21 protein-coding genes are annotated in these 22843 nt (G+C 67.2%); 15 read left to right on the top strand and 6 right to left on the bottom strand.

All coding sequences use genetic code 11. From position 1 onward, the window contains the following. The first annotated feature begins 59 nt into the window (after positions 1–59). From ACZYZ3_RS08630 to ACZYZ3_RS08620, 3 genes are all read left to right on the top strand, one after another. Complete coding sequence (locus ACZYZ3_RS08630) at positions 60–1454, top strand: MFS transporter (protein ID WP_463963408.1); 1395 nt, start codon at positions 60–62, stop codon at positions 1452–1454. Between the two features lie 62 nt (positions 1455–1516). Continuing rightward, positions 1517–2773, top strand: a complete 1257-nt coding sequence (locus tag ACZYZ3_RS08625; RefSeq protein ID WP_463963407.1) for an aminopeptidase P family protein — start codon at positions 1517–1519, stop codon at positions 2771–2773. Positions 2774–2857: 84 nt separating this feature from the next. Beyond that, a complete protein-coding gene (locus ACZYZ3_RS08620; RefSeq protein ID WP_463963406.1) occupies positions 2858–3685 on the top strand; it encodes an IclR family transcriptional regulator in 828 nt (275 codons plus the stop codon). 39 nt (positions 3686–3724) lie between these two features. Here ACZYZ3_RS08620 and ACZYZ3_RS08615 read toward each other — a convergent pair whose 3' ends face one another. Further along, the gene (locus tag ACZYZ3_RS08615; RefSeq protein ID WP_463963405.1) at positions 3725–5284 is read right to left on the bottom strand and encodes a PucR family transcriptional regulator; all 1560 of its coding nucleotides are present in this window, start codon (positions 5282–5284) and stop codon (positions 3725–3727) included. 105 nt (positions 5285–5389) lie between these two features. Between ACZYZ3_RS08615 and ACZYZ3_RS08610 the strand changes: the two genes are divergently transcribed. After that, entirely contained in the window at positions 5390–6916 is a 1527-nt protein-coding gene (locus ACZYZ3_RS08610) for a purine-cytosine permease family protein (RefSeq protein ID WP_463963404.1), read from the top strand. Between the two features lie 16 nt (positions 6917–6932). After that, a complete protein-coding gene (locus tag ACZYZ3_RS08605; protein WP_463963403.1) occupies positions 6933–7736 on the top strand; it encodes a creatininase in 804 nt (267 codons plus the stop codon). Positions 7737–8091: 355 nt separating this feature from the next. Here the strand turns inward: ACZYZ3_RS08605 and ACZYZ3_RS08600 are convergent, their stop codons facing one another. Continuing rightward, a complete protein-coding gene (locus tag ACZYZ3_RS08600; protein ID WP_463963402.1) occupies positions 8092–8910 on the bottom strand; it encodes a CPBP family glutamic-type intramembrane protease in 819 nt (272 codons plus the stop codon). Between the two features lie 279 nt (positions 8911–9189). Between ACZYZ3_RS08600 and ACZYZ3_RS08595 the strand changes: the two genes are divergently transcribed. The 9 genes from ACZYZ3_RS08595 (at position 9190) to ACZYZ3_RS08555 (ending at position 19437) form a co-directional block, all read left to right on the top strand. Further along, positions 9190–9984 carry an IclR family transcriptional regulator gene (locus ACZYZ3_RS08595; RefSeq protein WP_463963401.1) on the top strand — a complete coding sequence of 265 codons (795 nt, stop codon included), beginning with the start codon at positions 9190–9192 and terminating at the stop codon, positions 9982–9984. A 185-nt stretch (positions 9985–10169) separates the two neighbouring features. Then, entirely contained in the window at positions 10170–11447 is a 1278-nt protein-coding gene (locus tag ACZYZ3_RS08590) for a cytochrome P450 (protein ID WP_463963400.1), read from the top strand. 5 nt (positions 11448–11452) lie between these two features. Then, positions 11453–12631 (top strand): PEP/pyruvate-binding domain-containing protein, encoded by a 1179-nt coding sequence (locus tag ACZYZ3_RS08585; RefSeq protein WP_463963399.1) that lies wholly within the window; start codon positions 11453–11455, stop codon positions 12629–12631. Positions 12632–12699: 68 nt separating this feature from the next. Beyond that, a complete protein-coding gene (locus ACZYZ3_RS08580; protein ID WP_463963398.1) occupies positions 12700–14586 on the top strand; it encodes a PEP-utilizing enzyme in 1887 nt (628 codons plus the stop codon). Then, a complete protein-coding gene (locus ACZYZ3_RS08575) occupies positions 14579–15385 on the top strand; it encodes an SDR family NAD(P)-dependent oxidoreductase (protein WP_463963397.1) in 807 nt (268 codons plus the stop codon). The genes ACZYZ3_RS08580 and ACZYZ3_RS08575 overlap by 8 nt, the downstream gene beginning before the upstream one ends. 47 nt (positions 15386–15432) lie before the next feature. After that, entirely contained in the window at positions 15433–15753 is a 321-nt protein-coding gene (locus ACZYZ3_RS08570; protein ID WP_463963396.1) for a 2Fe-2S iron-sulfur cluster-binding protein, read from the top strand. A gap of 2 nt (positions 15754–15755) precedes the next feature. After that, positions 15756–17105 (top strand): NAD(P)/FAD-dependent oxidoreductase, encoded by a 1350-nt coding sequence (locus tag ACZYZ3_RS08565; protein ID WP_463963395.1) that lies wholly within the window; start codon positions 15756–15758, stop codon positions 17103–17105. 41 nt (positions 17106–17146) lie between these two features. Continuing rightward, entirely contained in the window at positions 17147–17920 is a 774-nt protein-coding gene (locus tag ACZYZ3_RS08560; RefSeq protein ID WP_463963394.1) for an HD domain-containing protein, read from the top strand. Beyond that, positions 17917–19437, top strand: a complete 1521-nt coding sequence (locus tag ACZYZ3_RS08555) for an aldehyde dehydrogenase family protein (protein WP_463963393.1) — start codon at positions 17917–17919, stop codon at positions 19435–19437. Before ACZYZ3_RS08560 ends, ACZYZ3_RS08555 begins: the two co-directional genes overlap by 4 nt. 114 nt (positions 19438–19551) lie before the next feature. On the opposite strand, the gene ACZYZ3_RS08550 is transcribed toward ACZYZ3_RS08555, so the two are convergent. After that, positions 19552–19767: a hypothetical protein gene (locus tag ACZYZ3_RS08550; protein ID WP_463963392.1), complete on the bottom strand. Its 216-nt coding sequence runs from the start codon at positions 19765–19767 to the stop codon at positions 19552–19554. Between the two features lie 133 nt (positions 19768–19900). Between ACZYZ3_RS08550 and ACZYZ3_RS08545 the strand changes: the two genes are divergently transcribed. Next, complete coding sequence (locus ACZYZ3_RS08545; RefSeq protein ID WP_463963424.1) at positions 19901–20224, top strand: antibiotic biosynthesis monooxygenase family protein; 324 nt, start codon at positions 19901–19903, stop codon at positions 20222–20224. 89 nt (positions 20225–20313) lie between these two features. Here the strand turns inward: ACZYZ3_RS08545 and ACZYZ3_RS08540 are convergent, their stop codons facing one another. From ACZYZ3_RS08540 to ACZYZ3_RS08530, 3 genes are read right to left on the bottom strand one after another with little or no spacing between them, the layout of a single operon-like run. Continuing rightward, on the bottom strand, positions 20314–21594 hold the full coding sequence (locus ACZYZ3_RS08540) for a Dyp-type peroxidase (RefSeq protein WP_463963391.1): 1281 nt from the start codon (positions 21592–21594) through the stop codon (positions 20314–20316). After that, positions 21591–22199 (bottom strand): copper chaperone PCu(A)C, encoded by a 609-nt coding sequence (locus ACZYZ3_RS08535; RefSeq protein WP_463963390.1) that lies wholly within the window; start codon positions 22197–22199, stop codon positions 21591–21593. The genes ACZYZ3_RS08540 and ACZYZ3_RS08535 overlap by 4 nt, the downstream gene beginning before the upstream one ends. A gap of 53 nt (positions 22200–22252) precedes the next feature. Beyond that, positions 22253–22843 (bottom strand): copper resistance CopC family protein, encoded by a 591-nt coding sequence (locus ACZYZ3_RS08530; protein WP_463963389.1) that lies wholly within the window; start codon positions 22841–22843, stop codon positions 22253–22255.

Below are 22843 nucleotides of genomic sequence, written 5' to 3'. Positions count from 1 at the left end.
GCATAATCTGATGCAACAGCGTTGCGTTCAGTGCAACCCAAATTTTCATTGGTGGACATATGAGTAACGAACCAAGCAAAGCGTCAACCATCCCGGATCACACCTCACGGCGGGCTCCGGACCCAGGCTCACAGCCTCCGACGGCCGGGGGGTCCGGCCCGGGTGGGGAACACTCCGCGGTCAGCAAGGAAACCCGGCGCCGGGTGGTCGCGGCGAGCTTCATCGGAAATTTCGTCGAGTGGTTTGACTACGCCGTGTACGGCTACCTGGCCGTCACCATCGCCGCGGTCTTCTTCCCCGAATCCGATCCCCAGACAGGTCTGCTGCTGACTTTCGCCCTGTTTGCTATCTCGTTCCTGGTACGGCCCCTTGGCGGCTTCGTGTGGGGCCACATCGGCGACCGGGTCGGGCGCCGGACTGCCCTCTCCCTGTCAATCCTGATCATGTCCGGAGCGACGTTCTGCATCGCACTGATACCTGGCTACGACACAATCGGTATCTGGGCGCCGATCCTGCTCCTGATCATCCGCGTCGCCCAGGGCTTCTCGGCCTCCGGTGAATACGCCGGCGCATCCGCCTTCCTCGTGGAGTACGCCCCCGCCAACAAGCGCGGCCTCTACGCCGCCGTCGTGCCCGCCAGTACCGCCGCCGGCCTGCTGCTCGGCTCCCTGCTCGCGGGGCTCCTGACCACCCTGCTCAGCACCGACGCAATGCAAAGCTGGGGGTGGCGCCTGCCGTTCCTGCTAGCGGCCCCGATGGGCCTCATCGGACGCTACATCCGCACCAAGCTCGAAGACACCCCGGTATTCCGCGAGCTCGCAGCAGAGGACCAGACCGTCAAGGCCCCCGTATTCGGGCTCTTCCGCAACCACTGGCGGCTGCTGCTGAAGGCTGTAGGGGCGGTGCTGCTCAACGCCGTCGGCTTCTACGTGATCCTCAGCTACATGCCGACCTACCTGTCCTCCGAACTCGGACTCGGGGCAACCGAATCCTTCCTCGCAACCACCATCGCGCTGCTGACGTACATCGGGTTCATCTTCCTCACCGGAATGCTCTCGGACCGCTACGGCCGCAAGAAGGTGCTCATCGCCGCATCCCTCAGCTTCATCGTGCTGACCGTTCCCGCCTTCGCCCTGCTGGGCACCGGAAACTTCCTGGTCATCGTCCTCGTCCAGATCCTGCTGGGCGCCATGCTCACCCTCAACGACGGGACGCTCCCGAGCTTCCTGGCGGAGATGTTCCCCACCCGGGTCCGCTACAGCGGCTTCGCCGTCAGCTTCAACCTCTCCAACGCGCTCTTCGGCGGCACCGCGCCCTTCATGGCCACCCTCCTCATCGCCACCACAGGCAACGACCTGGCCCCGGCCTGGTATCTCGTCGCCGCGGCCGTCATCTCCCTGATCGCCGTCGCACTCTCCCGTGAAACCAGCAAGGAACCGCTGACTCACGAATAAACCCAGTCCGCTCCCAAACTTTCCTCACGAAAAGAACAACACCGAAGAAAGGCACCACCATAATGACTGTCACAACATCTGCCAACGCCTCATCGATCTCCGATCTGGAGCGACTGAAAGTCCTGCACAACGGACAGAAGGAAAAGCTGACCTTTTCCGACGCCGAGTTTGAACGCCGGCTGTCCGGCCTGCGCCGCATCATGGCGGAGAAAAGCCTGGACGCCGTCGTCCTGACCAGCTACCACTCCATCAAGTACTACTCCGACTTCCTGTTCACTTACTTCGGCCGTTCCTACGCCATGGTGGTCACCAAGGACGAAACCGTGACCGTCACGGCCAACATCGACGCCGGCATGCCCTGGCGCCGCAGCTACGGTGACAACGTGGTCTACACGGACTGGCGCCGCGACAACTACATCTTCGCCATCCAGGAGGTGCTGCGCACCCGCGGCATTTCCCCGCGCCGGATCGGCGTCGAAGACGATTCGCTCCCGCTGGACAACCGCAACAAGATCCAGGCCGCCTTCGAATCCGCCACCCTGGTCGACGTCGCCCAGGCAGCCATGCGCCAGCGGATGATCAAGTCCGCTGAAGAGATCGAGGTCATCAAGCACGGGGCCCGCATCGGTGACCTGGGCGGGGAAGCCATCCGCAATGCCATCACCGGCGGGATCACCGAATACGAGGTTGCACTGATCGGCACCGAAGCCATGGTCCACGAAATCGCCCGGACCTTCCCGGATTCCGAAATCCGGGACACCTGGGTCTGGTTCCAGTCCGGCATCAACACCGACGGCGCCCACAACTGGGCGACCACCCGCAAGATCCAGGAACACGACATCCTGTCCCTGAACTGCTTCCCGATGACCTCCGGCTACTACACGGCCCTGGAACGCACCCTGTTCTACGGCGAACCCGATACCCGCTCCCTGGAGCTGTGGAACATCAACGTGGAAGTCCACAAGCGCGGCCTCGAACTCATCAAGCCGGGCGCGGTCTGCAAGGACATTGCCGCTGAACTCAACGAGATCTACGTCGGACACGGCCTGCTGGCCAACCGGACCTTCGGCTACGGGCACTCCTTCGGCGTCCTCAGCCACTACTACGGCCGTGAGGCCGGACTCGAGCTCCGCGAGGACATCGACACCGTGCTCGAACCTGGCATGGTGGTCTCCATGGAACCGATGATCACGGTCCTGGATGGACAGCCGGGCGCCGGCGGCTACCGTGAGCACGACATCCTGGTGGTCGGCGACGACGGCGCAGAGAACATCACCAAGTTCCCGTTCGGTCCCGAACACAACATCGTGGGCGCCTGACCATCTTCTGACCCGCACTGAAGCGGCGCCACGTTCGACGTGGCGCCGCTTTTCGGGCCCCCGTAAGGAATGATGGAAGTCACCATGAGTCCAGAAGAATCTGCTGACACCACCGGAAACGGCGACACCAAGGGCACCTCCGTCATCGTCAACGCCATCGCCGTGCTGCGGACTTTCACCGCCGACGAGCCGCTGCTCGGGGTCACCGAGATCGCCAGCCGCGTCGGCCTGCACAAAAGCACCGTGTCCCGGATCCTGGCCACGTTCGAGCAGGAACACCTCGTGGAGCGGGATCCGGAGACCCGCCGGTTCCGGCTGGGCCTGGGCCTCATCGCCGTTGCCGGCCCGCTGCTCGCGGAACTGGAGGAACGGCGCGTGGCCTACCCGGTCCTGCGGGAACTCACCGAACAGACTGGCGAAACCAGCGCCCTCATGGTCTGGAACGGGTCCGAATCGATGTGCGTGGAACAGATCGCCAGCCACCACCAGATCAAGCACACCACCCCGCTGGGAGCCCGCTACCAAGACGCCATGAGCGCCTCCGTGCAGGTGTTTCTCTCCGCCGAACCGGCCGAGCGTGTCCGCGGCCTGCTCCGAAGCGGAGCCATCACCTATCCGGGGCTCGATGATGCCAGCCTCGACGGCTATCAGATCAAACTCGGCGATGTGGCCCGCCGGGGCTGGGCCATCAACTACGGTGAATCATCCATCGACGAAGTCGGCGTGGCCGCGCCCGTCTATGACCACCGCGGCGACATCGTGGCCGCCGTCCTGATCCCGGCCCCCCGCTTCCGCGTCTCCCGCGAGCGGCTGCAAAGCCTGGGCGAGGCGTGCGCGGCTGCGGCAGGCCGGGTCACCACGCGGCTCGGCGGACGTCCGCCGAGGAGGCCGGAGCAGGCCGGCCCCGGGTAGGACCCCGGCCGGCCGGGCGACACAGGGCAGCTTAACTAGTCAGGCCAGCCGGGCCAGCCGGGCGGCCAGATGCAGTGCCGCCAGCCGGCCCGAGTCCCGGGGGTCACCGCCGCACAGCTCGAAGATCCGCCGCAGCCGCTGGTGCATCGACTGCCGCTCCACATGAAGCTCGCGGGCCGCGTGGGCGGTGTTGCAGCCGCAGTCCAGCCACGTGGCCAGGGTGTCGAGCAGCCTCGAATTTCGCTGTGCATCGTGATCCAGGAGCGCGCCCAGTTGCTGGCGCACGAAGTTCCGCCGCTGGTACGGGTCCAGCGATTGAACGGTGAGACGTTCCACCGCGAAAGCCTCGGCGTCGATCACGGGACCGTGCACGCCGCCGCTTCCCGGGCGGGCCTGCTCCGGGGAAGCCGCCAATTCCAGCGTGAGCTTGGCTTCGGACAGCGACCAGGGAGCGTCCGAAATGCCGGCCACCAGGGGGCCCACGGCGGCGAGCGTTCCGTCCATGGCGGGCAGCTCCGAGAGGTCTGCCAGGAGCCGCTGCCGGCTCTCTTCCATGGCATCCCCGGCCAGGCTGGCTATGGCGAGAAGCTCGGCGTTGTCGACGTAGGTGGCGTGGGACTGCGCCGCCCGGGACAGGTGCTGCTCCAGGGATGTCCGCAGCTGTTGGGAGATATCCGAGCGCACCACCACGGCCACGAGCGGGGCGGAGACCGGAATTCCGGCGGCTGACGCCAACTGCTGCAGCCGCCAGGGCTGGCTGCCCGAATCGATCGCGCGGATCAGCGCAGCTCCGGCAACCTCCCGCAGTCCGGGCGACATCCGCTGCAGCATGGCCAGAGCCAGAATGTCCACGGAGCGTTTTCCGGCTGTCCGGGCAAGGTTCTCGTCCTCGTCCGCCGGGACCCGGAGCAGGAGCTGCGCGGCAAGGATGCCACGGACCGGAACGTCGATGTGGATCAGGCGTGCATGTTCCGGCATCGCGGGTTCGTTCGTCCCGGGCTCGGGCGCGCCGTCGTCGGCGGTCTCGGCGTGTGCTGGCGCTGCACTGGCCAGGGGCGCGCCGGTGAGGGACGCCAAGGTCACCTCACTGTGGGTGATTTCGGCGAGCACGGCCAGGATGCGGTCCAGGCTGCCGCCGTGTGCGAGCTCGACGGCCATCGCGTGACTGGCCTCATCGGCCCGCCGCAACTGCGAGACCGACTCGCTGACCAGTGACGAGTTGATGGCCTGCATAACACTGACAAACGGCACGACCTTGCGCAGTTCGATCAGCGGAAGGCCGGCAGCCTCGGCAGCGGCAACCATCGAGGACGGGAGTGATGGGAGGGCGACGCCGGTTTCGATGGCCAGGGCCGCCACCCCGCGCTCTGCCAGTTGGCGGATGTAGGTGACCCGCCGTTCCTCGGAGGCGAGGGCGAGGGCCTCCCCTCCCGTCAGCAGGAGCTCCCCGCCGTCCAGTAACGGCGCGATGTCCAGAATCTCACTGGAGTGGATCCAGCGGAGCTGGGTCCTGGCCGCGGTACCGGCCGCCGCCCGGACCACGGGATCAGCGGCGGAGAGAGTCGGGTGGGCTAAGACATCTTCAAGACGTATTGACATGACACTCCGTCGCGTAAAGCAAGGATTAGATAGACAGATCATATATAGCCGGATGTGGCATGCGCCACATAATCTTGAAGGACCCACTCACTCACGGAGGCTCCAATGCGTGAAAAACCCCCTTTGATTTCGGCCAGCCCCGCTCCCGCAGTTGACGAAGACTGCGAAGCCTGGCTCCAGCCCATCCCCGAATCCCAGCGGACGCGGAAGGTCTCAGGCCAGTTCTGGATTTGGGCCGGTGCCAACCTCGCCCCGATCAACTGGGTGCTTGGCGCCCTCGGCATCCACCTCGGCCTCGGCTTCGCCGACACCGTCACCGTTCTGGTTTTAGGGAACCTGATCGGCATGCTGCTCTTCGGCTGCTTTGTGCTGCTGGGCCAGAAGACGGGGGCGACCGGCATGGTCCTCGCCCGGGCCGCATTTGGCCGGCGCGGCAACTACCTTCCGGCAGCCATCCAGGCACTGCTGGTCATCGGCTGGTGCGCGGTCAACACCTGGATCATCTTGGACCTGGTGATGGCGCTGTTCGGAACCCTCGGATGGGTTGACCCGACGGCCCAAAACTACGCCTGGAAGATCGGCGTCGCCACGGCGATCATGGCCGCGCAGGTCGCCATCGCATGGTTCGGCTATAAGGCCATTGCGGCCTTTGAAAAGTGGACCGTGCCGCCCACCATCATCATCCTCGCCGTGATGTCCGCCGTCGCCTGGTTCGGCATGAAGATCAATTGGTCCTACGCCGGACCGGCCGGCAATATCCTAGAAGGCTCCGAGCGCATCGCGGCGATGAGCGCGGTCATGACGGCGATCGGCATCGGCTGGGGCATCACCTGGTTCACCTACGCCGCCGACTACTCCCGCTTCGTCAGCACCGAAGTGCCCAAGCGCAAGGTCTACCTCGCCTCGGTTCTGGGGCAGTTCATCCCCGTCGTTTGGCTCGGCATCCTGGGCGCCAGCCTGGCCACCAACAGCGGCGAGATCGACCCCGGCAAACTGATCGTCCAGAACTTCGGCGTCTTGGCCCTCCCGGTACTCCTGATGGTCCTGCACGGGCCCATCGCTACCAACATCCTGAACATCTACACCTTCTCCGTCGCGACGCAGGCCCTCGACATCACCATCAGCCGCCGCAAGCTCAACCTATTCGTCGGAGTGTTCTCGCTCGCCGCCGTCGTCTTCTTCATTTTCCAGGAGGACTTCGCCGCCGTCCTGGACGCGTGGCTGATCGGACTCGTAGCGTGGGTGGCCGCCTGGGGCGGTGTGATGCTGGTGCACTACTTCTGGATTGAGAAGCGTTGGCCCAGCGACCCGGCCCGGCTGTTCGACGCGGTGGGCACTAAGCGCCTCCCGGGCGTGAATCCCGCCGGCATCGCATCCCTGCTCATCGGAATCTTCGCCACCTGGCTGTTCATGTACGGACTGGTACCGGCAATGCAGGGCCCGATCGCCGTCGCCCTCGGGGGATGGGACCTGTCCTGGCTGGCCGGCGGACTGTCCAGCGCCACGGCCTACGCCCTGATGGGGCCGCGCTTCCACCGGAAGTACCTCACGGTGCTCGGCGCCGACGAGGCTGCCCCGGTTTCAGCCCAGCCTCGCGTCAGCGACCTCTCCGCCGCCACCACAGCCCTCTGACCAGGAGTTCACCAGCATGGACAAGTCAGTATTTCTGGAAGACCTGGATGCATTTGCCTATCGCGAAGCCTTGGCATCCGGGGAGGCGCTCGTCCTCATTCCCGTCGGGTCCCTGGAGCAGCACGGCCCTCATCTCCCGCTCGGAACGGACACCATCCTGGCCTCCCACTTTGCGGAGGGTGTCGCCCGCCGGCTGGGTGCACTGGTTGCCCAGCCGATCGCCTACGGGTACAAGTCGCAGCAGAAGTCCGGCGGCGGCGACCACCTCTCGGGTACTGTCAGCCTGGATGGCACCACCCTCATCGGCGTGGCGCGCAACCTGGTCAAGTCATTCCTCAAGCAGGGCGTCCGGCACCTGGTCTTCGTCAACGGCCACTTCGAGAACTACCAGTTCCTGTACGAGGGAATCGACCTGGCCCTGGCCGAACTGGGGATTGAGCCCGGGGCAGAGCAGAGCGTGCTGCTGCTGTCGTATTGGGACTTTGTCAGCCAGGACACGCTGACGCAGGTCTACCCCGATGGCTTCCCGGGCTGGGACATCGAGCACGGCGGGGTCCTGGAAACCTCGCTCATGCTCCACCTCGAACCGGCCCGGGTTGCCATGGACCGCCTGATCGACGGTCCTGCCGCGGTCCTGCCCCGCTTCGACAGGCTGCCGGTAGTGCCGGCGCGGACACCCGCCACCGGTTGCCTGTCATCGGCCGCGGGCTCCAGCACTGCCAAGGGCGGGCTGCTGTACGAGCGCGTGGTGGGAGATCTGGCCGTCGACCTCGCAATCGAACTTGTCCGTGAACCCGCGCCCGCAGTTGTTCCGGCGTAGGGCACAACGATCCACATGGCAACGCGATTCAGACAGTAGACAAAGGCGCCGCGGGGAGACTTCCCCGCGGCGCCTTTCCTGTCACGGTGGAACTGCGCTCCTGCCCAGTTACCATTTCGGAGGAGGCCCGGCCACGGCGTGTCGCCTGGTCCGGACCGCTTCCTGGGCTAGTAACTGGGCGGGAGCGCGGGATCCTCCGCTCACTCTGAGTTGGCTGCCCGGCTGCCCGGCCGCCCGGCTGCCCGGCTGCCCGGCCGCCCGGCCGCCCGGCTGTCCGGCAAGCCGCGACCACGCCCTCGAGGTGCTCGCCGACAGCCGGTACCACCTGCTCTGCGACGAAGGCTAAAGGCAGCGCTCAGTACAGGAAGATCGGCAGCCAGTCGCGGTTGTGCGCGTGCACCAGCGCGAGGAACAGGACGAAGTCGAAGGTCAGGTGCACCGTCACGACGTAGGTGAGGGACTTCGTCAGCTTGAAGGTGTAGCCCTGCAGCAGCGCGAACGGGAACGTCAACAGTGGCCCCCACGCCTGGTAGCCGATCTCCCACAGGAACGACGAGAAGACCACGGCCTGCAGGATGTTGGCCAGCCAGTCCGGAAAGTGCCGCCGCAGCAGTGCGAACGTGGTGCAGATAAAAAACAGCTCATCCCAGATGCCAACGGCGTTCACGCCGAGAAAAAGTTTCCAGAAGATGGCCGGGTCGGAGGCGTCCGGCCAGTTTTGGTAGACCCCGGTGCTGATCAGGTACACGGGCAGAATGAAGTATCCGAGCAGGACCACGCCGATCAAATACAACCTCGCGGTCAACGGCCATTTACGGCCGGTGTTCACCGGAAATGTGATGATGTCCTCGCCGTAGACGAACCGCGACACCAGCCATGGCACCAGCACGGCCAGGGCGAGGGCGCCGCCCATGAGGACCATATGCCGGGTGCTCAAATCAGCGTTCAGCGGAACCACGCTGATGATGACCATTCCCGCCGCGATCAGCGCGAGGTGCCGCATCAATTCGCGGTCGATGAAAGCCGCCGTGGCCACGCCCATGGCCAGCAGGCCGTAGCCAGGAAGGTCATTCTCGGCGCCAAACAGCAGCACGCCGGACACCGAGACAAGCGCCGCCGGCACCAGCTTCCAGCTGAGCGCCGTACGTTGACTGTCCGTCGAGGTCGAAGTCACCTCACCAGCATGCCAGTGCCGTCCGCGGTGCGGAACGGTTTGCGGGCCGTCACCTTGGGGCGCGGGCGGCTGGCTCCCCGGTCCATCCCTGGAAGAACGACGGCGGCGCGCACCGAGAAGGCCGCATGCCGCCGTCGTCGTCGCTGTAAGTGACCCCGCGTTGCTTGATTGGGGCGGCTCCGAGCCCTTTGACGCCACTCCGGACTAGACTCCATTCCGGGTGGCCACCGGCCTCACGACGGCAGGGAATGCATCCAGCACCCGCGACAGGAGGTCAGGATGGCCGGCGGCAGCCGCGAACCCGGCAGGACCGTGGCCTCGAAGGTCCTCGCCATCCTGGAGGCCTTCGAGAAATCCCGGGGCGCCCTGAGCCTGACCGACATCGCCGAAAGATCCGGGCTGCCGCTGAGCACCGCGCACCGCCTGGTCAATGAGCTCACCGATTGGGGATTCCTCTCCCGCGAACCGAACGGCCGCTACCAGCTGGGCATCCGGCTCTGGGAACTGGCCCAGAACACCGGGCGGCAGCTCCGCGACGCAGCCCGGCCCTACATTCAGGACCTCTTCTCGCTCACCGGCGAAACCGCCCACCTGGCGGTCCGGGCCGGCCACGAGGTGCTTTACATTGACCGCGTCTACGGCTCCAAACGGGTACCCCGCGCCAGCAGGGTCGGGGGCCGGCTTCCCATGCACGCGACCGCTGTCGGGAAGGTCATCCTGGCCTTCGAGGAGGACTGGGTCCGGGACGCGTACCTGAACCGGCAGCTGGAACGGCACACGGCCCATACCCACGTGGACCCCAAGAAGCTGGCCGCGGAGCTGACCCAGATCCGCGAACAGGGCTACGCCACCACGCTGGAGGAGGTCCGGCTGGGATCCTGTTCGATCGCCGTCCCGGTCTTCCACACCGGCAGGATCGGTGCCGCAATCGGCCTGGTGCTGCCCACCAGCCAGGCAGCCACAATGACCCGCCACCTGCCGGTCCTGAAGGGCATCGCCGCCCAGATTGAGCGTGCCACGGCCAGGATTCCGCTGGAGACGCTGCTGGGCAGTCACATCGCCGGCACGGACTGAGCCGGCAGCCCTCGACTTGCGGCCCGGACCGCGGCCAGCACCCGCGCCACGGGGCACGAAAACAACTGGTTTCCACTCAGTGGAAGCCAACCCTGCCCTCGGAGAGTGATCGGGGCCACACTGGGAAATAAGAACCCCCGGCAGGCACCGCCGCCGCCGGCGGGACCGAAAACCAAGGAGCCCAGATGTCATCGTCGACTGAAACGGCCGGCCGCTGTCCCTTTGGCCACGGCGCCGAAGCCCCCGCCGGGCACCACGGCTACGAGCCGTTCCAGATGAAGGATCCTTTCCCCGCCTACGCAGAACTCCGGGCCGAGCAGCCCGTCATGTTCGACGAGCGGGTCGGCCTCTACGTCATCTCCCGCTATGACGACATCAAGGCCGTCTTCGATGACTGGGAGACCTTCTCCAGCGAAAACGCCCAGGCCCCCGTCCGCGAACGCGGCGCCGCAGCGAAGAAGATCATGGAAGACGGCGGCTTCACCGCCTACTCCGGCCTGTCTGCCCGCCGCCCTCCGGAGCACACCCGCATCCGCGCCGTGGTCCAGAAGGCCTTCACGCCCCGCCGTTACAAGGCCCTGGAACCCTTCATCCGGCAGAACGTCGTCGAGCTGCTCGAAACGATGCTTGCCCGCCCGGAACACCGCGGCGACATGGTCAAGGACCTTGCCTACGACGTCCCCACCATCACCATCCTCACCCTGATCGGCGCGGACGCCTCCCAGGTGGACACCTTCAAACGCTGGAGCGATTCCCGCGCCGCGATGACCTGGGGCGACCTCAGCGACGAGGAACAGATCCCGCACGCCCACAACCTCGTCGAGTACTGGCAGGAGTGCCTGCGCCTGGTCAAGGTGGCCCACGAGGAAGGCGGCGACAACCTCACCGCGGACCTCGTGAAGTCGCAACAGGAAGGGGCCGAGATCTCCGACCACGAGATCGCCTCCGTCCTCTACAGCCTGCTCTTCGCCGGCCACGAGACCACCACCACGCTGATCTCCAACGCTTTCCGCGAGCTCCTGGCCCGCCCCGAGCAGTGGAAGCAGCTCGTCGAGGACCCGAAGAAGATCCCTGCCGCCATCGACGAGGTCCTCCGCTACGCCGGCTCGATCGTCGGCTGGCGGCGCAAAGCCCTCAAGGACACCGAAGTCGGCGGCGTCGCGATCGAAAAGGGGGCGCAACTGCTCCTCCTGATGGGCTCCGCCAACCGGGACGGGAACAAGTTCGACGCCGGCGAGGACTTCGAGATCACCCGCCCCAATGCCCGCGAGCACCTGTCCTTCGGGTACGGCATCCATTACTGCCTGGGCAATATGCTCGCCAAGCTCCAGGCCAAAATCGCCCTCGAGGAAGTCGCCCGGCTCGCCCCGGAGCTGCAGCTGGAGAAGCCGGAAGCCATCAGCTTCCGCGAAAACCTCTCCTTCCGCGTCCCCGAGACCGTCCCCGTCAGCTGGAAGGCCTGAGAAATATGCAAAGCAACGAATACATCCAGTTCTTCGACGGCGGCATCGAACCGAAGCTCGAGAACCTCGGCGGCAAGGGCGCGTCCCTGGTCACCATGACTGAGGCGGACATGCCCGTCCCGCCCGGCTTCGTCGTCACGACGGCCCAGTTTGATGCGTTTATGGAGGAGGCCGGCATCACCCTGCATATCCACCAGCTCCTCGCCGATCTGGACCCCGAGGACATGGGCCAGGTGGACAAAGTCTCCGCCGCCATCCGCGAGGATATCTGCTCCCGGGCGGTGCCGGAGGAGATGCGCGAGCTCACAGTCGGTGCCTACGAGGCCCTGATGTCCCGCTTCGAGGCACCCGTCCCGGTGGCTGTCCGCTCCAGCGCCACCGCCGAGGACCTGCCGGACGCCTCCTTCGCCGGGCAGCAGGACACCTACCTCTGGCTCGACGGCGTCAAGGCCGTCACCGAGCACATCCGGCAGTGCTGGGCCTCGCTCTTCACCTCCCGCGCCATCATCTACCGGCTCAAGAACAACATCCCCAACGAGGGCCTCTCGATGGCCGTCGTGGTGCAGAAGATGGTCAATGCCCGCGTCTCCGGCGTCGCAATCACCATGGACCCCACGAACGGCGACCGCTCCAAGATCACCATCGACTCCTCCTACGGGGTCGGCGAGATGGTGGTCTCGGGCCAGGTCACCCCGGACAACATCATGCTGGACAAGGTCACCCTGACCGTCATCTCCGAACACCTCGGCGACAAGCACGCCGAACTGGTCCCCGTCGCCGGGGTTCGCGGCCTCGTCGAACGGGAGGTCGACGCCGAACGCCGCGGCCGCCGCAGCCTCACCGACGCCGAACTCACCGCCGTCGCACAGATGGCCAAGCGCGCCGAAAAGCACTACAAGTGCCCGCAGGACATCGAATGGGCCCTCGACACGGACCTGCCCGACGGTGACAACCTGCTCCTGCTGCAGTCCCGCCCGGAAACCGTCCACTCCTCCAGACCGACGGTGGTCACTCAAACAGCCCCGTCCTCGGCGGCCGCCGGCGGCTACTTCAGCGGACTCAGCCCCGCGCCCGCAGCACCCGCGCCCGGCTCCCCGACGACGGCGGCCGGCCCGGCGCCGTCGTCCGCGTCCGGCTTCAGCCTCGGAAGCATCACCGCTTCCCTGCTCAAGCCCTCCGTCTGAGAAGTTTTGACCCGCTCGTCCGCTCCGTCACCCAGGCTCAACGCCGAGCCCGTATTGAAAGGACCGCCATGTCCCTGAAGTCCTTCCCCAAACCCTCCGAGCTCGCGGTACCCGCCGGGGCCGAGGGCTGGGAAAAGATCTACCCGTACTATCTGGTCTTCCAGGACAAGCTCAAGGAGCAGGAGGACGCCAAGTTCTGGTTCTGCGACAGCCAGCACTGGCCCACCGTATTCAAGCCCTTCGAGACCATCGGCGGCGAATTCGCGGTCAAATGCCTGGGCCAGTACAACGCCCGGCACCTGATGATCCCCAACGCCAACGGCATCGAATTCCGCATCCACCTCGGCTACCTCTACATGTCGCCGATCCCGGTGCCGGAGGACCAGATCGCCGCGCGGGTGCCCCTCTTCGAGCAGCGCGTGGGCCACTACTTCCAGAACTGGGAGCAGCTGCTCAAGCAGTGGCACGTCAAGGTCAAAGGCACCATCGACGAGATGGAAACCATCTCCTTCCCCAAGCTCCCGGACGTGGTCCCGATGGAGGACATCCTCTCCGGCAAGGGCAAGGACGGCTCCGAGAAGCTGCTGGAGAGCTACGACCGGCTGATCCAGCTGGCGTACCAGAACTGGCAGTACCATTTCGAGTTCCTCAACCTCGGCTATATCGCGTACCTGGACTTCTTCAACTTCTGCAAGCAGGTCTTCCCCAACATCCCGGACCAGTCCATCGCCACCATGGTGCAGGGCGTGGACATGGAGCTCTTCCGCCCGGATGACGAGCTTAAGCAGCTCGCCAAGCTCGCCGTTGAGCTCGGGCTCCAGGCGCACTTCGGGAACCCGGACGACGTCGACGCCACCCTGGCCGCCATCGCCGCGGCCCCCGGCGGGGACCGCTGGACGGCCCAGTACGAGACCGCCAAGGACCCGTGGTTCAACTTCACCGTGGGCAACGGCTTCTACGGCCACGACAAGTACTGGAACGAACACCAGGAGATCCCGCTCGGCTACATCGCGGACTACATCCGCCGTGTGGACGAGGGCCAGGAAATCATGCGCCCGACCGAGGCCCTGATCATTGAGCGCGACCGCATCATCGAGGAGTACCGGGACCTGCTGGAAGGCGAAAACCAGGCGCTGTTTGACGCCAAGCGCGGGCTCGCCGCGACCGCCTATCCCTACGTGGAGAACCACAACTTCTACATCGAGCACTGGACCATGGGCGTGTTCTGGCGCAAGATCCGTGAACTCAGCCGCATGATGCAGGCCGAGGGCTTCTGGACCGAGCCGGACGACCTGCTCTTCCTGGGCCGCAACGAGGTCCGCGACGCGCTCTTCGACCTGGTCACCGGCTGGGGCGTCGGCGCCAAACCAATCGGCCCGGACTACTGGCCGGAGGAGATCGAACGCCGCCGCGGGATCGTGGACGCGCTCAAAACCGCCCGTCCCGCCCCGGCGCTGAACACGCCGCCGGAGATCATCACCGAACCCTTCACCCGGATGCTCTGGGGCATCACCACCGAGCAGGTCCAGCAGTGGCTGGGCGCCGGCGAAGCGGTGGAGGGCGGCGGACTGCGCGGCATGGCAGCCTCGCCCGGCGTCGTCGAAGGCCTGGCCCGCGTGGTCACCGACGCGGACCAGCTCTCCGAGGTGCAGCAGGGCGAGATCCTCGTCGCCACCGTCACGGCACCGTCCTGGGGTCCGATCTTCGGCAAGATCAAGGCCACGGTCACGGACATCGGCGGCATGATGAGCCACGCGGCGATCGTCTGCCGCGAGTACGGACTCCCGGCCGTGACCGGGACCGGCTCGGCCTCGACCACCATCAAGACCGGCCAGCGGCTGCGGGTGGACGGGACCAAGGGCACCGTCCAGATCCTCGACGCGCTGATTCCCGGTGCCGGGGATCCGGAGCTGCAGGTCGCCGGGCCCGGCGCGCACAGCCACAGCCATGTCTGACGCGAATATGCCTGCTGCGGCATATGACGGTGCGGGCCAGTTGGGCCAACCGGGCCAGGCCGCCCGCACCGTCCTGATCACCGGAGCAGCCGGCGGCCTGGGCCGGGCATTCGCGCTCGGCTTCGGCCGCCGCGGCTACCGCGTGGCGGTGGCGGACGTGAACCTCGACGGCGCCGAGGAAACCGCCAAACTGGTCCTCGACACCGGAGCCGACGCGGCCGCCTTCCACGCCGACGTCACCAGCGTCGACTCCACCGAAGCCCTCGCGAAAAGCTGCGCGGACTTCGGCAACGGACGCATCGACGTCCTGCTGAACAACGCCGCGGTGTACGCGGGGGTGACCCGCAGCCCGTTCGAGGACATCGATCCGGCCGAATGGGACCTGGTGATGAACGTGAACCTCAAGGGCCCCTGGCTCGTGACCCGGGCCGCCAGCCCGTACCTGCCCGAGGGTGGGCGCGTCATCAACCTCTCCAGTGCCACGATCTTCAGCGGCTCGGAGCAGTGGCTGCACTACGTCGCCTCCAAGGGCGGGGTGGTGGCCCTGACCCGGGTGATGGCCAAGGAACTGGGCCGGCGGGGGATTACGGTCAACGCGATCGCCCCCGGCTTCACCCTCACCGAGGCCAGCTACGGGCTGATGGAGAACGCCGAGAACTACGGTGTGGACCGCGGTGCGATCAAGCGGGCCAGCCAGCCGGAGGACATTGTGGGCGCGGCACTGTTCCTGGCCGGGCCGGACAGTTCCTATTACACGGGGCAGACCATGGTGGTCGACGGCGGCCGCCAGTTCATCTGACTATGCCCTCTTTGCCAACTTTCCGACTTCAACCCCAAGGAGAACCAATGCCAACGGTTCATTTCACCGACGCCGAGGGCGGCATCCGCGACGTCCAGGGCAATCCCGGCGACTCCGTCATGGAAACCGCGGTGCGCAACGGCGTCCCCGGCATCGTGGCCGAATGCGGCGGTTCGCTGTCCTGCGCCACCTGCCACGTCTTTGTCCGCGAGGACTGCCTTTCGAAGCTCGCCCCGATGGAGGACATGGAGGACGAGATGCTCTACGGAACCGCCGTGGACCGCGAGGACAACTCCCGGCTGTCCTGCCAGCTCCGCCTGACCGACGAGCTGGAACTGTTCGTCACCACCCCGGAAACCCAGGTGTAGTGATGGGCACCCATGTCGCTGCTGCCGCGAACACCGCCGCTGCACAGGCCGCCGCCGGCGGCGCAGCGCAGCCGCACAGCCCCACCCGCACCGGCCTGCTGATCATCGGCGCCAGCCAGTCCGGCGTCCAGCTCGCGGTGTCCCTGCGGGCGCTCGGCTTCGACGAGCACATCACCTTGCTCGGCGACGAGGACCACCGCCCCTACCAGCGCCCGGCACTGTCCAAGGAGTTCCTGCAGGGCACGGTGGAGAGCGAATCCCTGATTTTCCGCTCCAATGACTACTGGGCCGAGCACAACGTGAAGCTGGTCAAGGGCGAATACATCGTCAGGATCGAGAAGGAAGCGGACGGCTCCGGCGTCGCGCATTCCTCCTCCGGCAAACAATTCCCCTTCAAGCGCCTCGCCCTCACGGTGGGCGCCCGCGCCCGGAAACTGGAGATCGAGGGCGGGGACCTGGACGGCGTGCTCTACCTGCGCAACGCCGACGACGCCCTGGCGCTTAAGGCCCGGGTGGGGGACGCGCAGGACGTCGTGGTGATCGGCGGCGGATTCATCGGCCTCGAAGCCGCATCCAGCCTGCAGAAGATGGGCAAGAACGTCACCGTGCTGGAATTCGGCCCACGGCTGGTGGGCCGCGCCGTCGGCGAGGAAACCGCCGAGTACTTCCTGCAGGCCCACCGCGCCCGCGGCCTGGACATCCGGCTCAACACGAGCGCCAATCGCTTCACCGCAGCCGCCGCCGCGGCTGGGGACGGTCCCGCCGCCGTTGTCGGCGTCGAACTGCAGGACGGCACCGTGCTGCCCGCGCAGATCGTGCTGGTCGGCATCGGGGTGATCCCCAACATCCAGCTGGCTGAACAGCTCGGCCTCACCGTGGACAACGGGATCGTCGTGGACCGCTTCGCGCTCGCCTCGGACGGCACCACGGTGGCGATCGGCGACTGCGCCAACATGCCCAACCCGGTGCCCGGCGCGGAACCCGGCGAGCGGATCCGGCTGGAAAGCGTCAACAACGCGATCGAACACGCCAAGGTCGCCGCCTACTCGCTCACCGGCCGGCGCGAGGAATACGCCGGCATCCCGTGGTTCTGGTCCAACCAGGCCGACCTCAAACTCCAGATCGCCGGACTCTGCAACGGCTACGACCGGACCGTGCTGCGCCGGGACGAGGAACGCGGCAAGTTCAGCGTCCTCTACTACCGCCAGGGCCAGGTCATCGCCGCGGACTGCGTCAACGCCCCGCTGGACTTTATGGCCGTAAAGAACGCCCTCGCCAAAGGCCAGAACGTCCCGGCCGACGCCGCCTCGGACCCGGCCACACCCCTCAAGACGATCACCACGGACAGCTAACTCCACTCAGACAGTAAGTTGGCCCCACCCGAAGGAGCATTATGAGCACCCCCAAGACCCCGGTAGCCGGCACCGGCACCGCGACGCCGGTTTCCGGCAACCCGGCGGCTGTTGATTCCGCGACAGTTGAATCCGCGGGCGCGGAGTTCGACGCCGCGTACCCGGTCCGGCCGGTTCCGGCGCCGGGACCGGTGGACACCACCCCGATCGCCACCACCCCGGCGGCGCTCGTGGACCTCGACGGGCTGTGGCGGGCCGTGGTGCACGAGACCCGCACCCGCGGCAACGACATCCACCTGCCGATCTCCCTCGCCTTCGCTGAGCGGCTCTGCCGCGCCTACCCCGAGGCCGACGCCGAACTGGTCCGGGTGGCTACCCTGCTGCACGACACCGGCTGGGCCCACGTGGACGAATCCCGCATCATCTCCGAGGGCTTTACTGGCGACTGGCGCAAGGCCACCATCCGCTACGAACACGAAAAGCAGGGCTGCGAGGTGGCCCGCCGGGTGCTGCCGGGTCTGGGCTACTCCACGGAATTCATCGAGCGCGTCTGCGGGATCATCGACGGCCACGACACCCGGCCGGTGGCCCAGTCGCTGGAGGACGCGCTGGTGCGCGACGCCGACCGGCTATGGCGCTTCGACCAGGCCGGGATTGCCCTGGCCTCGTCCTGGTTCAAGATGGACCCGGCCACCTACACGGACCGGCTGGCCACGGAAATCGTGCCCGAACTCATCACCCAGGCCGCCCACGACATGGCCACCGCCGACCTGGACCGCTCCACCGCCCTGCTCAAGACGGGGGTCATCCGGTGACCGCCGCGACACACGACACTCCGGCCCGGGCCGCGCGCGCCGCGCTCAGACTGCCGTACACGCATGTGGACGACATCTTCGTCGACGGTGCCTGGACCCCGGCTCGGGGCGCGGGCCGGAACCCGGTCACCGATCCCGCCACCGGCGAAGTCTGGGGAACCGTCCCGGACGGCGCCCCCGAAGACGTGGACGCCGCCGTCGGCTCCGCCCGCCGGGCCTTCGACGACGGCGGGTGGCCGCGGCTGGCGCCCTCCGAACGGGCTGCGTACCTGCTGCGCGTCGCCGAGGAAGTGGAGAAGCGGGCCGAGGAACTCTCGCTGACGAACACCCGCGAGAACGGATCGCCGGTCTCCGAATCCGCCGGGGCCGCGGCCAACGCCGCGGGCATCTTCCGCTACTTCGCCACCCTCGCCGACTATCTGGAGCGCGAGGACGTGCGGGCCTTCCCCAAGGGCGGCGGCGAATCCGTGGTCCGGCGCGAACCGATCGGGGTGTGCGCGCTGATCGCTCCCTGGAACTTCCCGATCAACCTGGTGGTGATCAAGCTCGCCCCGGCGCTGCTGGCCGGCTGCACCGTGGTGATCAAGCCGGCGTCGCCCACCCCGCTGTCGCTCCGGGTGATCATCGATGCGGTGGCCGCGGCCGGCGTCCCGGCCGGCGTCGTCAACCTCGTCACCGGGTCCGGCCGGCTGGGGGATGCGCTGGTGAAGCACCCGGGCGTGGACAAGGTGGCGTTCACCGGTTCGACGCCGGTGGGCCGGAAAATCGCGGCCGCCTGCGGCGAGTTGCTGCGCCCCGTCACGCTGGAGCTCGGCGGCAAGTCCAGCGCGATCGTGCTGCCGGACGCGGACCTGGACGCGATGTCCAAGGTACTGATCCGCTCCTCCATGCGCAACACCGGGCAGACGTGCTACATCTCGACCCGGATTCTGGCCCCCGCCAGCCGCTACGAGGAAGTCGTGGACATGGTCACTTCCACCATTGCCGCCGGCAGGCAGGGCGACCCGCTGGACCCGGAAACGGTCTTCGGGCCCTGTGCCACGGAATCCCAGTACCGCACCGTGCTGGAATACGTGGAGTCGGGGCTGGCCGAAGGCGCCCGCGCCACCACCGGTGGGCGCGCGGCATCACTGGGCGGCGGGCTGGAGGGCGGGTATTTCGTGGAACCCACGGTCTTCGCCGACGTGACCCCGGACATGCGGATCTCCCGGGAGGAGATCTTCGGCCCGGTGATCTGCATCCTAAAGTACAACGACGCCGACGGCGGCGCGGACGAGGCCGTTGCCCTGGCGAACAACACGGAGTTCGGGCTCGGCGGGCTGGTGTTCGGCGGCGATCCGGACGCGGCGCTCGCCGTGGCGGACCGGATGGACACCGGCTCCGTGGGCATCAACTTCTTCGCGTCCAACCACGCCGCACCGTTCGGCGGCCGGCACGACTCCGGCCTCGGCACCGAATACGGCATCGAGGGCCTCAACGCGTACCTGAGCTACAAGTCGATCCACCGCAAGGCCTGAGCTTCGCCCCCGCCCGGAGACTCCACCGCCGAACCCCAACGCGGGGTCACCTAGCGCCCATCCCACGGCCTCGGATGGGCGCTAACTGACCCCGCGTTGCTTCATTGGAGGTGCTCAGGCCATCAGCGTGAGCACTGGAATCCGGTAACCCTCGGCCGAAGCAAAGAACTCCCCGGTCTGGCGCGAGTCGCGCACCGGGATCGACGTACCGGGGAACAGGATGAGCGAGGGCACCGCATACATGCCCGCGATCGCTGAGGAATCGCGTGCCAGCGGCGCCGCGGCGTAGCGCGCGAAGAACCCGTCCACCTGCTCCTTCGTCTCACTCATTGCATCCCCTGCAAATCCGCCGGGTCCCGCGCGGGGGACATTCTGCAGCCGGGACGGCCCTCCCACGGGTAAATCGGCACTACCGGCGTCTCGGGCCGGGGCCGATAATCGGGGTATCCACCCCGTGCAGACTATGGAGGCGATCGACGTGTCGGTTTATACGCTGGGAATCTGGCTGGTACACCCGGGCCGCGAGAACGATTTCGTGCAGGCCTGGCGGGATCTGGCCCGCAAAACCCAGGAAGACTTCCCGCACGCGAAGGCCGTGCTGATGCATGACCACGACGTCCGGAACCGGTTCATCAGCACCGGCCCGTGGGAATCCCTGGAACAGGCCGAGCAGTGGCGGGCGTCCGCTACGTTCAAGCAGAGTATGGAGGGAATGCGTGACATGTTGGAGCATTTCGAGGCACGCACCCTGGACGAGGCCGCCAGCATCGGCTGGGATACGCCCTAGCCCGCCCGCTTCCCAAACCCGACGCGGGGTCACTTAGCGCCCGTCCGAGGCCTCGGGATGGGCGCGGAGTGACCCCGCGTCGGGGTGGATCAGGCGAACAGGCCTTCGCCGACGAACCCGCCCTCTCGGCACCCCGGCGGGATGGCGAACACGGCCGAGCCGATCGGCGTCGTCCATTGATTGAGCATGTCCATTGCATCGAGCCGGCGCTGGATGGGCGTGAACTGCCTGTCGACGTCGGCCTGGTAGGACACGAAGATCAGCCCCGAGTCCGAGACCCCTCCGGCGCCGGGGGCGGCATCGTAGTTGTACGCCCGCCGGAAGATCCGCTGGGAACTGTCCTCGGGCCGGGCCCGGCGCAGGTGCGAGACGTCCGAGATCACCGGGAACCCGAGCTTGGACACGGCGGCGAAGTCCGGCTCGTCGTGCTCCTGCGACCCGGTCAGCGGTGCGCCGTTGGACAGCCGGCGGCCCACGGATTCCTCCCGGCCCACGCTATCCACCTCATCCCACTTGTCCAGGTTCATCGCGATCCGTCGAATGACCACCGAGGTGCCGTTGTCAGTCCACGCCGGGATATCCCCGCCGCCCCAGACCACGCGTTCTGAGTCCGTGGTGTCCGGCGCCGGGTTCGAGGTCCCGTCCACCTGGCCGAAGAGGTTCCGCATGGTGGTCCCGGGCTTCTCGCTGCCATACGAACGCCGGAAGCCGGTCTGCACCCAGCGTACGGTCGCGAAGCTCCGGCTGTCCTTGAGCAGCATCCGTTGGGCATGCGCCACGGTCAACGGATCATCCGCGCAGATCTGCAGCAGCAGGTCACCGTCGGAGAACCCGGGCTGCAGCCGGTCGATACTGAAGGACGGCAGCGGCTTCAACCAGCCCGGCGCCCGGGCGGGGTCCACCGCGGCAACCAGCCCGGGCCCAAAACCGAACGTGACGGTCAGCCGGGCCGGCACCTGGGCGAGTTCGCCTTCAGTGTCGGCCAGCGCCGGTTTTCCCGCGGAGAGATTCGCGGCATCGTCGCTGAGGAGCCCCAGCAGAGCCCTGACCCCGGCGCGCGTCGTTCCCGGCAGCAGATCCAGCGCAACAAAAACGCCGTGGGACTGCGCCGCCGTCGTAATTCCCGCCTGGCGGGCGCCGTAAAAGGGGACGACCCCGCCGCCGTGGACGCTCTCCGCGGGCTGGGCCGCTGCAGATTTCCCGGCCCCCTGGGCGCCCGCCCCGGCGAGGTGGGCGCCGGCCGCGGCCAGCGCCCCGAGCCCTGCGGCGGCGCCGCCGAAGAGCAGTCCGCGCCGCGGCAGTTTTCTCGGGGCGCCGGGCCCGTCACTGCCCGCGGTTGGACCCGCGGGCTGCTGGTCCCCGGCCGTCACTTCGAAGTCGGCGTCGGCGCGGAACTGGTGGCGCCGCCGGGGGTGCCGGAGGGCTGGCCGTGGGACATGCCGGCGCCCCCCTCTTCGACATAGTTCTCATTGGCGCCGCTGAAGTCCTTCGCCACGGCGGAGAATTCGAAGGTTCCGCCGTCCGCCAGAACCAGCGTGAACGTCACCTCAGTGCCGGCAGTAATGGGCTCGGCAAGACCCATCAGCATGAGGTGGTTGGCGCCCGGCTTCAAGGCCAGTTCGCCGCCGGCCGGGATGACAAAGCCGCCCTGTTTCGCCTGCATCTGCATGGCGCCGGTGGATCCCGCGACCGTTTCGTGCAGTTCGACCATCCGGGCCGCGGCGGTCGAGGCGCCGGTGACGGTGATGTCGGCGGCGGAGGTGTTCTTGATGACGCCGAATCCACCCGTCATGCCGGAAGCGGCGACTTTGACCCAGGGCTGGCTGACCGCCAGTGCGGCGGAGGAACTGGACGGGGTGGCGGCGCCGGCAGACGCGGACGGTGCCGGCGCCGAGGCTGAGGGGGCGCAGCCGGTGAGTGCCAGGGCCGCGGCGGCGAGAACGGAAAGGGCGGGGTACATGAGCTTCTTGGACATGGTAGTGCTCCTGAATCGTGGCAGGCGGGCCCACGGGGCCGGCCTGGAAAGTGCTATTCGCTGGGGGACTGGGTGTTGCGCTTGATGCGCCGGAGGCCTGCAAAGACCAGGAAGAGACCAAGACCTGCGGCCGCAGCGATCCCGGTGGCCGGCAGCCAGCCGGGCATACCGGCACCGTCCCCGGTGCCGGTGGCGGCAGCCGGGGTGGTTTCCACGCCGGCCGTGGGGCTGGCGGAGGCTGCGGGTGCAGCGGCGGCAGGATTGCCGACGTGGAACGCGTAACTGCCGCTGATCGGGTGACCATCCGCGGAGACCACCCGCCAGCTGACCTGGTAGCCGCCGTCGGGGAGTTCCGGGAGCGCCTGGGTCAGCGTTTCCCGGCTCAGTACCGCGGCGCCGCCGACCCAGTTCTTGGCGTTGTCATCGACAACACGGACCTCGTGGCCGAGCTCGAGCAGGGGCGAACTAAAGGCCAGGATGATGCTGGCAGGGGTCTTGTCCAGGCGCTCATCGGGCGCCGGGCTGGACGAAATCAGCTGGTCGTGGGCGAAGGCCGCCGGTGCTGCTGGGAGGCTGGCGCCTACGCAGAGCAGGAGGGCGGCGAGCAGGGTTGCTCCCAGACCAGGATTCCGCCATGTTTTCAA

This window comes from Pseudarthrobacter linnaei (genome assembly GCF_055412825.1).
The sequence above is the reverse complement of the archived record's forward strand: the minus strand, read 5'-3'. Positions and strand labels throughout refer to the sequence as shown.